This is a genomic window from Roseinatronobacter sp., from assembly GCF_051859525.1.
Taxonomy (GTDB): domain Bacteria; phylum Pseudomonadota; class Alphaproteobacteria; order Rhodobacterales; family Rhodobacteraceae; genus Roseinatronobacter.
The window spans coordinates 58,767-69,422 of sequence record NZ_JBHYFM010000013.1 but is presented as its reverse complement, the minus strand read 5'-3'; the positions used below and the strand labels follow the sequence as shown (position 1 = coordinate 69,422).

At 60.3% G+C, this 10,656-nt stretch carries 10 protein-coding genes and 1 riboswitch; of the genes, 8 read left to right on the top strand and 2 right to left on the bottom strand.

The features are described 5' to 3' along the window. Window positions 1-208 (top strand): hypothetical protein (locus ACTIE1_RS11275; RefSeq protein WP_439563379.1); only part of this gene is annotated, 208 nt, incomplete at its 5' end. 23 nt (window positions 209-231) lie between these two features. Here ACTIE1_RS11275 and ACTIE1_RS11270 read toward each other — a convergent pair. Beyond that, window positions 232-1,137: a LysR family transcriptional regulator gene (locus tag ACTIE1_RS11270; RefSeq protein ID WP_439560937.1), complete on the bottom strand. Its 906-nt coding sequence runs from the start codon at window positions 1,135-1,137 to the stop codon at window positions 232-234. Between the two features lie 95 nt (window positions 1,138-1,232). Between ACTIE1_RS11270 and metF the strand changes: the two genes are divergently transcribed. The 5 genes from metF (at window position 1,233) to ACTIE1_RS11245 (ending at window position 7,112) form a co-directional block, all read left to right on the top strand. After that, window positions 1,233-2,099, top strand: a complete 867-nt coding sequence (metF, locus tag ACTIE1_RS11265; protein ID WP_439560936.1) for a methylenetetrahydrofolate reductase [NAD(P)H] — start codon at window positions 1,233-1,235, stop codon at window positions 2,097-2,099. 42 nt (window positions 2,100-2,141) lie between these two features. Next, window positions 2,142-2,219, top strand: a riboswitch (SAM riboswitch). Between the two features lie 48 nt (window positions 2,220-2,267). Continuing rightward, window positions 2,268-3,449, top strand: coding sequence for an O-succinylhomoserine sulfhydrylase (metZ, locus tag ACTIE1_RS11260; RefSeq protein WP_439560935.1), 1,182 nt, complete (start codon window positions 2,268-2,270; stop codon window positions 3,447-3,449). A 94-nt stretch (window positions 3,450-3,543) separates the two neighbouring features. Beyond that, a complete protein-coding gene (gene folE2, locus ACTIE1_RS11255; RefSeq protein ID WP_439560934.1) occupies window positions 3,544-4,635 on the top strand; it encodes a GTP cyclohydrolase FolE2 in 1,092 nt (363 codons plus the stop codon). 13 nt (window positions 4,636-4,648) lie between these two features. Further along, the gene (locus ACTIE1_RS11250) at window positions 4,649-5,632 is read left to right on the top strand and encodes a 1-phosphofructokinase family hexose kinase (RefSeq protein WP_439560933.1); all 984 of its coding nucleotides are present in this window, start codon (window positions 4,649-4,651) and stop codon (window positions 5,630-5,632) included. A 31-nt stretch (window positions 5,633-5,663) separates the two neighbouring features. Next, on the top strand, window positions 5,664-7,112 hold the full coding sequence (locus tag ACTIE1_RS11245; protein WP_439560932.1) for a TrkH family potassium uptake protein: 1,449 nt from the start codon (window positions 5,664-5,666) through the stop codon (window positions 7,110-7,112). A gap of 146 nt (window positions 7,113-7,258) precedes the next feature. Here ACTIE1_RS11245 and ACTIE1_RS11240 read toward each other — a convergent pair whose 3' ends face one another. Beyond that, window positions 7,259-9,076 carry a serine protease gene (locus ACTIE1_RS11240; RefSeq protein ID WP_439560931.1) on the bottom strand — a complete coding sequence of 606 codons (1,818 nt, stop codon included), beginning with the start codon at window positions 9,074-9,076 and terminating at the stop codon, window positions 7,259-7,261. 136 nt (window positions 9,077-9,212) lie between these two features. Between ACTIE1_RS11240 and ACTIE1_RS11235 the strand changes: the two genes are divergently transcribed. Continuing rightward, on the top strand, window positions 9,213-10,154 hold the full coding sequence (locus tag ACTIE1_RS11235) for a glycine--tRNA ligase subunit alpha (RefSeq protein WP_439560930.1): 942 nt from the start codon (window positions 9,213-9,215) through the stop codon (window positions 10,152-10,154). After that, entirely contained in the window at window positions 10,154-10,654 is a 501-nt protein-coding gene (locus ACTIE1_RS11230) for a DUF6446 family protein (protein WP_439560929.1), read from the top strand. The genes ACTIE1_RS11235 and ACTIE1_RS11230 overlap by 1 nt, the downstream gene beginning before the upstream one ends. The last annotated feature ends 2 nt before the right edge of the window (window positions 10,655-10,656 follow it).

Genomic DNA, 10,656 nt, shown 5'->3' with positions numbered 1-10,656 from the left:
CTATGCAGGATATGGAACCGACTTTAAAATACTAAGCGAGATTGCAGGTAAACATGGGAATCGGGCGGAGCACTGCTCCTATGAATGGCAAGGTGAATACGAACTGATGTTCGAAGAGAGTGGTATTGCATCAGATATGTTTTTGGACGAATTGTACGAAAGGATCAATGAAGAGTTCAAATCAATGATTGGTTTACCAACAAAGTAGAATATTGTAATGTCAAAATAGTTTTAACCGCGCTGCAATTTCACCGGTTCCGTCCGTGCCAGCCGCAGAACATGGGCCATGAAGGGCTTTGCCGCGTCCTCCTCTCGTACTGCCGCATATAGCCGCCGTGTCAGGCCGTGTTCCGTGATGGGCTTGGTCACATAGTCCGAGTGGTAGCGCACATCGCGCAGCACCCAGTCGGGCAGGACCGACACGCCGCGCCCCGATGCCACCAGCAGCAGGATCACGGCGGTCAGTTCCACCTGCCGGATCGCGCGCGGCTCGACCTTGGCGGGGGTCAGCAACTGGGTGAACACGTCCAGCCGGTTGCGCTCCACCGGATAGGTGATCAGCGTTTCATCGCGGAAATCCTGCGCGGTGACATAATCCTGCGCGGCCAGCCGGTGGGTGGCCGAGGCCACGAAGACGGGTTCATAATCAAACAGCGGCAGGAAGGTGATTCCCGGCAAATCCTCGGGGTCGGAAGAAATGACAAGGTCCACATCCTCGCGCCGCAAGGCGGGCAGCGCGTCAAAGGCCAGACCGGGGCGGATATCGACATCGATATCCCCCCATGCCTTGCGAAACTGCTCCAGCACCGGAAACAGCCAGTCGAAACAGGCATGGCATTCGATGGCGATATGCAGCCGCCCCGACCGGCCCTTGACCAGCCCCGTGAACTCTTCCTCCAGTGCCGTGACGCGCGGCAGGATATCTTCGGCGGCGCGCAGCATTTTCATACCCGCAGCCGACAGTTTCAGCGGCTTGGACCTGCGCACGAACAATTCCACGCCTGCCTGATCTTCCAACCCCTTGACCTGATGGGACAGGGCCGATTGCGTCATGTTCAGCAGGTCGGCCGCGCGCGCCAGCCCGCCCGCGTCATGGATGGCCTTGATGGTGCGAAGATGCCGGAACTCGATATGCATCCTTCAATCCCGCTCATAATGGTGATGAGAATAATGAATTGGTTTCACATTCGCAGGTATGGCACAAGGGGGCAACCCAAACCGGAGCATAGAGTATGACCACGCCGCGCATTTCCTTCGAATTCTTCCCGCCCAAGACGCTGGATGCCAGCTTCCGGCTGTGGGAAACCGTGCGCATGCTGGCCCCGCTGGCGCCCGAATTCGTGTCTGTCACCTATGGGGCAGGGGGCACAACGCGGAAACTGACACATGAGGCGGTCACGACAATCGGGGCGCAATACGGCCTGAACGTGGCGGCGCATCTGACCTGTGTGGACGCCACCCGCGCCGAGACGCTGGAGATTGTGAACGCCTATGCCGATGCGGGGGTGCGCGAAATTGTGGCGCTGCGCGGCGATGCGCCGAAAGGGGCTGCGCGGTTCACCCCGCATGCCGACGGCTTCGGGTCATCTGTTGAGCTGATCGAGGCGCTGGCCAATACCGGCAAGTTCAAGATCCGCGTGGGCGCCTATCCCGAACCCCACCCCGATGCGCCCGATGCCCGCGCCGACGTGATGTGGCTGAAGCGCAAGTTTCAGGCGGGCGCGGATTCGGCCATCACGCAGTTCTTCTTTGAACCCGAAACATTCCTGCGGTTCCGTGATGACTGCGCGCGTCAGGGGATCACCGGCAAAATCATTCCCGGCATTGTGCCGATTGAAAACTGGGCCGGAATTCGCAAATTTGCCAGCGCGTGCAACACGCATATCCCTGCATGGATGGATGAGGCCTTCGAGAAGGCCGCGCGCGACGGGCGCGAGGATTTGCTGGCAACCGCCCTTTGCACCGAAATGTGTGACCGCCTGATTGCGGAAGGGGTAGAGGATTTGCATTTCTATACCCTGAACCGTGCCTATCTGACGCGCGATGTGTGCCATGCGCTGGGCATCCAGCCGCAAGTGTCGCTGGAAAACGTCGCCTGATATGCGCAAGCCTGATTGACCTGCCCTGACGAAAGCCTTATTGCAAAACAACGTGGCGCTTTGTTACCGGATTGCGGGCCACGCTAAAAAAACCGCTAAAGAGGTCTGGGCGTTTCAAGCCCCCGGCCTGTGACAGTCCGGGGGTTTTTCTTTGCGTCGGGGACGGGAATGGCACAAGATTGGGACAAGCGCACGAAACTGGTGCATTCAGGCGCGCGGCGCAGCCAGTATGGAGAGGTCGCCGAGGCGATCTACATGACGCAGGGCTTTGTCTACCCGTCGGCAGAAGCGGCCGAGGCGCGCTTTCTGCAAACCGGCGCGGATGAGTTCATCTATGCCCGCTATGGCAACCCGACAGTGGCGGTGTTCGAAGACCGGATTGCCGCGATTGAAGGGACCGAGGACGCATTTGCCACGGCTTCGGGCATGGCAGCGGTGTCAGGCGCGCTGACTGCAATGTTGCGCGCGGGCGATCATGTCGTGTCGTCGCGCGCATTGTTCGGGTCTTGCCTGTATATTCTGGAAGAAGTGCTGACGCGCTACGGCGTGCAGGTCGATTTCGTGGATGGCACCGATCTGGACCAGTGGCGCGCGGCCATCCGCCCCGATACGCGCGCGGTTTTTTGTGAAACCGTGTCCAACCCCACGCTGGAAGTTGTGGACCTGCGCGCGATTTCCCAGGTCGCCCATGCCGTTGGGGCCACAGTGGTGGTGGATAATGTATTTGCCACGCCAATTTTCAGCCGTGCAGTGGAATTGGGCGCGGATGTGGTGATCTATTCCGCGACCAAGCATATTGACGGGCAGGGGCGTGCGTTGGGCGGTGTTGTCTGCGGCACGCGCGAGTTTATTCGCGGCACGCTGGAACCCTATATGAAACATACAGGCGGCGCGCTTAGCCCGTTCAATGCGTGGGTTATGGTCAATGGGCTGACCACAATGGACTTGCGTGTGCGCGCGCAGGCGGCCAGCGCGCAGGCCATTGCGGAAGCGCTGCAAGATGACCCCAGACTGGCGCGTGTCATTTTCCCCGGCCTGCCGGACCACCCGCATCATGCCATCGCGCGCGATCAGATGGACGGTTTCGGCACTGTGCTGGCGCTGGATATGGCCGCGGGCAAGGATGCGGCGTTCCGTTTCCTGAACGCGCTGCAAATTGCGGTCATTTCCAACAATCTGGGCGATGCGCGGTCTATTGTCACACATCCGGCCACGACCACGCATCAGCGCCTGCCCGATGATCAGAAGGTCTTGCTGGGTATTTCACAAGGGTTGGTGCGCCTGTCCGTCGGGCTGGAGGACACAGCGGATCTGATTGCGGATCTGCGCCGCGCGCTGGACGCGATTTGATTTCGATCCGATCCCATATCCGGCGCGTATATTCGTGGAAATCAGGAAACTGACGCTTATGTATAGCAAGCGACAGACAGGAAGGGACGCCACGATGAATATCCATCTGCCGGGACTGGACCAGACACCGACCCGCGAACAGGCCGAAGCGGCACTGGACCTGCTGCGCCGCTTCACCGACAGTGCCGCACAGGACGAACGCGCCCTGATGGAGGCCGCGGTAACAGGCTTGCTGCCCGCTGCCGCATATCCCGTGCTGTCGCGTGACTATCCTGCAGATTTCGACGTCAGTGACGGCTATAAATCGTCGCTTCCGGATTTGCAGAACGGGCCTGCCAGCCTGATCGTGGGCGCGAAGGCCGCAATCCAGCATGTCGGCATTTCCAATTTCCGCCTGCCAATCCGCTATCACACCCGCGACAATGGCGATCTGATGCTGGAAACCTCGGTCACGGGCACTGTCAGCCTGGAGGCCGAGAAGAAGGGCATCAATATGTCGCGCATCATGCGCAGCTTCTATGGCCACGCGGAACGCACCTTCAGCATTGATGTCATTCGTGCGGCGCTGGATGATTACAAGGCCGATCTGGAAAGTTTCGATGCGCGCATCATGATGCGGTTTTCATTTCCGATGAAAGTGCAGTCGCTGCGATCAAGGCTGTCGGGGTATCAGTATTACGATATCGCGCTGGAACTGGTTGATAATGGCGGTGTGCGTCAGGTGTTCATGCATCTGGATTATGTCTATTCGTCCACCTGCCCGTGTTCACTGGAACTAAGCGAACATGCGCGGGCCACGCGCGGCCAGCTGGCGACACCGCATTCGCAGCGCTCTGTCGCGCGCGTGTCGGTGCAGGTGCTGGACGGTGCGACCCTGTGGTATGAAGATCTGGTTGATCTGTGCCGCGCAGCGGTTCCCACCGAAACACAAGTCATGGTCAAACGCGAGGATGAACAGGCGTTTGCGGAACTGAATGCGGCCAATCCGATTTTTGTGGAAGATGCGGCGCGCAGTTTTTGCGAACAACTGGAAAATGATCCGCGTATCGGGGATTTCCGCGTTGTGGCCAGCCATCAGGAAAGTCTGCACAGCCATGATGCGGTCAGCGTGTTGACGCGTGGCCCTAGCTTTCAGGCGTCCAGCCTTGATCCGCGTCTGTTCAGCACATTGTTTCATGTAGGCTAAGGCGCTTGCACTGATGCGCGGGGAGTGGCAGTTTGCGCCCATGATGGCGCAAACATCCGTTCTTACCGTGACCCTGAACCCCGCGCTTGACCTGTCGGCGCAGATCCCCGAAATGGTCGCTGGCCCGAAGCTGCGACTGTCCGATCCCGTCTATGAACCGGGCGGGGGTGGTGTGAATGTTGCGCGTGCCATGCACGCACTTGGCGGGCAGGCGACAGCATGGGTGGCGCTTGGGGGCAGTGCCGGTGCACAGCATCTGGACCTGTTGCGCGCGCAGGGCGTGCCTGTGCGCTGTTTCGACATCACGGGCGAGACGCGCCAGAGTTGGGCCATAACCGACAGCCATGGCCAGCAGTTCCGGCTGCAACTGCCCGGTGCAGACTGGACACAGCCGGATACCACCCGTGCCATGGAAGATGTTGTCGCGCATGCGGACGGGTTGGTGGTCCTTAGCGGATCACAGCCGCCCGGCGTTGATGCGGGGTTCGCGCAACGGCTGGCGCGTATGCTTGGGCGTGGCCGGTTGGTGGCGGACATATCAGGCGCGCCGTTATCGCACCTGCTGAACAGCCCCGATGCGGCTGCACAGCCCTATGTCTTGCGCCTTGATCAGGGCGAAGCCGAAGCGCAGGCGGGGCATGCGCTGGGGCAAGTGGCACAGGCGCTTGAATTCGCGCAATCGCTGGTGGCGCGCGGGGTTGCACAGTATGCCTGCATTGCGCTTGGGGCGGACGGCTCGGTTCTGGCAGGCCAGGGTCTTGCGTTGCATTGTCGCCCGCCACAGGTGCAGGTGGTCAGCAAGGTGGGCGCAGGCGACAGTTTCACGGGCGCCTTCACGCTGGAACTGGCGCGTGTCCCAGACGCAATGGAACAGGCGTTGCACGCAGGAACGGCGGCGGCCACTGCCGCAGTCATGACGCCCGGAACCGCGCTGTGCCGCGCGGCAGACATGCAGGCAATTCTGCCCGAATGCAGCATTCACAACCTTCGCGCTTGACACAGGGCCTGACTGGCGCGATGGCAGGGCCATGTTGGATTTACGCCCTGTTGTTCACCTTGTCGGACTGCTGACATTTGCGCTGGGCGCAATCATGTTGCTGCCGCTTTTTGTCGATTGGCAGGCGGGCAATGACAATTGGCAGGGATTTGCGCAATCGGCATTCCTGACCTGTCTGATTGGCGGTATTGCCACACTCAGCACCCGCGCATCGTTGGATCAGGGACTTGGGCGGCGGCAGTCGTTTCTGATGACCGGCAGTGTCTGGGCGGTGTTGCCAGCCTTCGGTGCGCTGCCTTTTATGTTCGGCATGCCCAATCAGACCCTGACCCATGCCTATTTCGAGGCGATGTCAGGCATGACCACCACAGGAACCACTGTTTTTGTCGGGCTGGACGACATGCCGCCGGGGGTGTTGCTGTGGCGGTCTATTCTGCAATGGCTGGGCGGTCTGGGGATTATCGTTGTGGCGCTTGTGTTTCTGCCGATCTTGCGGGTGGGGGGCATGCAGCATTTCCAGTCCGAGGCGTTTGACACGATGGGCAAGGTCATGCCGCGGGTCTTTGATATTTCGGCGGCGCTGTTGCAGGTGTATCTGGGCCTGACGCTGCTGGCGATCATGGCCTATATGGCGTTTGGCATGTCGGGTTTTGATGCGCTGAACCACGGCCTGACGACGATTGCCACAGGCGGGTTTTCAACGCGTGACAGTTCGTTTGTGGAATACGCGGGGGCGCTGGAATATGTTTCTGTCGTGTTCATGATTCTGGCAGGGCTGCCCTTCATCCGGTTTATCCAGTTGATGGGCGGGTCCGTGCGGGCGATCTGGCAAGATGTTCAGGTGCGCGCGTTTCTGCGCTGGGTGGCCTATGCCATTGCAGCGGTGGTTGCATATCGTCTGGCGACCACGGATGCAGGGGTTTTCGATGTGCTGCGCGGGACTGCGTTCAACGTCATCACATTGTTCACGGGCACCGGCTACAGCAGCGAAGATGTGGCGGGCTGGGGCGATTTCCCCTTATTGGTGGTCATGCTGGTGGGCTTCATCGGGGCCTGCACGGCGTCGACAGGGTGCGCGCTGAAGGTGTTCCGCTTTCTGGTCCTGTTCGAGGCGATCAAGATGCGCATGCGCCAGCTTAGCAGTCCGCGCCGCGTCATGGCGATCAAATTGGGCGGCAAGCGGCTGGAACAGGACGTGATCAATTCCGTGATCGTCATGTTCTCCGCGTTTGCGGGAATTTTCCTGATGCTGGTTGTTGCGCTTGCCTTGACAGGTCTTGAAACGCGCACGGCGCTGACGGCAGCATGGACCGCGATCTGCAATATTGGCCCTGTTTTCGGGCCAGAGGTGGGGCCGACGGGCGCGGTGCATGAATTTCCCGAACGCGCAAAATGGTTGATGATCTTCGGGATGTATCTGGGCAGGCTGGAAGTCATGGCGGTTCTGGTGCTTTTGTTGCCACGGTTCTGGCGGGCATAAAGCTGGCTCGGGCCTCTGCTGGAACCAAAGCACTTTGGCCGCGCCTTGGGATACTGTGTTTTGCCATCGCTGCCTGCCTGTTGAAAAGGCCGCGCCAAGAAGGCGCGGCCCTGTCATTCAGGTCACAATGCAGGGGCGCGGCCCTGTCAGTTCCAGCACGACACCAGCACTGTCAGGTCACCGGACACCCGTGTCAGGTGTTCGGCCGACACAGGGGCCGTGTCGCGCGGGGGGGCGGCAGTGATGCCATTGGACTGTAGAAAGGCGCGGATCGCATCTGAGGGCACTGCAAAGCTGACCTCGGGGGGGAGTTGCCGCGTGTCGTCTTGCGGCTGGCCGAACAGCAGGCCCACAACGGCACCGTTCGCGCCGAAAACCGGGCCGCCCTGATCACCATCCTGCACCGATGCTGTCAGCCTGATGCGGTCATTTGCGCCGTTCAGGTCGCTCAGATCCTCGATCCGGCCAAAACTCAGGACAGGGCGCGTCAGCATATCCCCGAATGAAAAGCCCGAGATGGTGATGTCGCTGCCGCGTTGCAAGCTGTCTTGCTGGAACTGTGCGAATGCCAAGGGAACCAGCGGCGTTTCAGGTTGCAAAATTGCCAGACCCAGCGTGTCGTCACGCGCGACAACGCGCGCATCATAGGCTTCGTCCAGCGTGACACGTCCACAACCCGCCACAGCCGCCGCGCTGGTCAGAACCGTGCCATTCGCGTCAATATAGAAACCCGAGCGTGAGAATTCCGGCCGCCGCACGCTTAGCCCCGATAGCAGATCGCCGCGCGGCACAAGGCTGGCGGGACCGGCGCTGTCGGGCAATGTGCCGCCGAATGTGTCGAAACTCGACTCCATCATGGGCAGGACGCGGGCCATCTGCGCATCCCGTTCGGGCGTCCATATCAGCGTATACCCCTTGATCTGGCCGTTGCGCAACTGGGCCATGGTATGGGACCGCAGCGTGTCGCTTTGTCCGGTCAGCAAAAAGCTGTTCTGGCGGCGTTCACGCTCGCCCTGAAGCGGGACAATATCCAGCGTTTGCATGATTTCATACAGGCCGAACAATGTCGCATTGTTTCCGCTCTGGCTGATCAGAAGGGCGCGCACGCCGCTGTCGTCGCGTTCTGCAAAATGCACAAACGGGGTTTCGTGCCGGTCAAAGCGCAGCATGGCCATGGGCAGATCGATGCTGATGCCAGCGTCCTCGTCGCGGAATGTCTCCATGCCAAGTGCCGCCAATTCGCCCTGCCAGTCCTGTATCAGTTGCGCGCGCTGGCGGGTGGTCAGAACGCCTGTCGGGTCCAGCCCCTCTGCGGTTTGCCATGCTGTCATTGCGCGGCGCGTGCCCGGACCGATGGCCCCGTCAATGCCCAGCGTATAATGCCCGAACCATTGCAGCGCGGTTTGCAGGGCGACGCGGTCATCGCGGTCCAGCAGCCGCTCTGATGCCTGTGCCTCGCGCAGGGTTTCTTCGGGCTCTGGCTCGGGCTCCGGTTCTGGCACCGGCAGCGGGTCCGGTTCCGAAATAACCTCGGCCATCTCTGTGCTGTCTTGCTCGGGCATATCCGGTTCGGTGGTGTCGCTTATCGACGGCGCGGGGGGCATGCGCTGTGCATCAGGGTCTTGCGGGAAAACCTGTTCCAGGTAATTCGCGCCATTGCTGACAAACGCATCAATCGGGATCACGCGATCGGCCCGCAACTGCCTGCGCACGGCGAACGCGTCAATGTCACTTTCAAACGGACCGACGCTGATGGCATACCATTCGCTGGGCAGCTGGAAGCCGCTGATATTGCCAATGCGCGCGTCATAGGCGCGCGCGGCATCAAGGGCGTCGCCCAGATCACGATGCGCTTCGATCTGCACCCAGCGTTGTTCCTGAGCGGCGGCGCCCCAACTGCCCAGAATTGCTGTCGCGGACACTGTGGCGGCAAAATATGCGCATTTCCGTAATCCTGAAACCATTCCCTGATACCTTTCCTCGTCAGTCATTTCTTCATGTGCTTGCCATGGCTGCGGGGTTTAAGCGTTGACCCTTGGCTGTAGCTTGCCTATTGAGACGCAGCTTTAAGATAATGCGCGCACAAGGCAAGGGGCCGCAATGGTTGAAACCACCGAAAACAGTTCACAAAAGCCTCAAAGCTTTCAGGAAATCATTCTGAGGCTTCAGAATTACTGGGCTGCGAAGGGGTGCGCGGTGCTGCAACCCTATGACATGGAAGTGGGCGCGGGCACGTTTCATCCGGCGACAACCCTGCGCGCGCTTGGCACGAAAGCATGGGCCGCGGCTTATGTGCAGCCATCGCGCAGGCCCACAGACGGGCGGTATGGCGAAAACCCCAACCGCTTGCAGCATTATTATCAATATCAGGTGATCATCAAACCCAGCCCGCCGGATTTGCAGGAATTGTATCTGGGCAGCCTGCGCGCCATCGGCATTGATGACAGCCTGCATGACATCCGCTTTGTCGAAGATGACTGGGAATCGCCCACGCTTGGCGCATGGGGACTGGGCTGGGAAGTGTGGTGTGACGGGATGGAAGTGTCGCAATTCACATATTTCCAGCAGGTCGGCGGGCATGATTGCCGCCCGGTTTCGGGCGAATTGACCTATGGTCTGGAACGGCTGGCGATGTATGTGCTGGGTGTCGATCACGTCATGGACATGCCGTTCAACGCCCCCGACGCCCCGATCCCGCTGAAATACGGCGACATCTTCCGCCAGACCGAGGAAGAATATTCGCGCCATAATTTCCACGCCGCCACCACCGACATGTTGCTGCGCCATTTTGAGGACGCAGAGGCCGAATGCGCCCGCCTGCTGGACATGTCTCCTGACGATGCGGCCACCGGCAAGCGTATCATCATGGTGCATCCGGCCTATGACCAATGCATCAAGGCCAGCCATCTGTTCAACCTGCTGGACGCGCGTGGGGTCATTTCCGTGACCGAACGTCAGGCCTATATCGGGCGGGTGCGCACGCTGGCCAAGCTGTGCGCGGATGCATTCGTGCAGACTGACGCGGGCGGGGCGGGGGCCTGATGGGGCGATTTCTGGTTATTCTACTGCTGGGCAGCACCGTTCTTGCGGGGGCTGGCGTGTGGTATTTTCAGGTTCATGCCTTCTATGACGAACTGCCTGCGCAAGATACGGTGCAACTGACACCCGTTGGGGCATTGGCAGCGCAGGAATTTGACATTCGCGGGTTTCGCGGCATTGATTCAGACAGCTCGCCCATTCGTTACCGCGCCTGTTTCGACATTGATGTGGATGCGGCCGCGCTGACGCCCTATGCCAATGCCACGCCCATGTTCGCCCCCGACTGGTTCGACTGTTTCGATGCGGCCGAACTGACGCTTGCACTGGAAAGCGGGCAGGCGCAGGCCGTGATGGGCGTGTCCAATATCTACTATGGGGTCGACCGTGTTGTGGCCCTGATGGACGGGCGCGGCTATTCCTGGCAACAGATCAACCCTTGTGGCACGGCCCATTTCGATGGCGATCCGGTTCCCGCCGGCTGCCCACCCCCACCTGAACGCTGAAA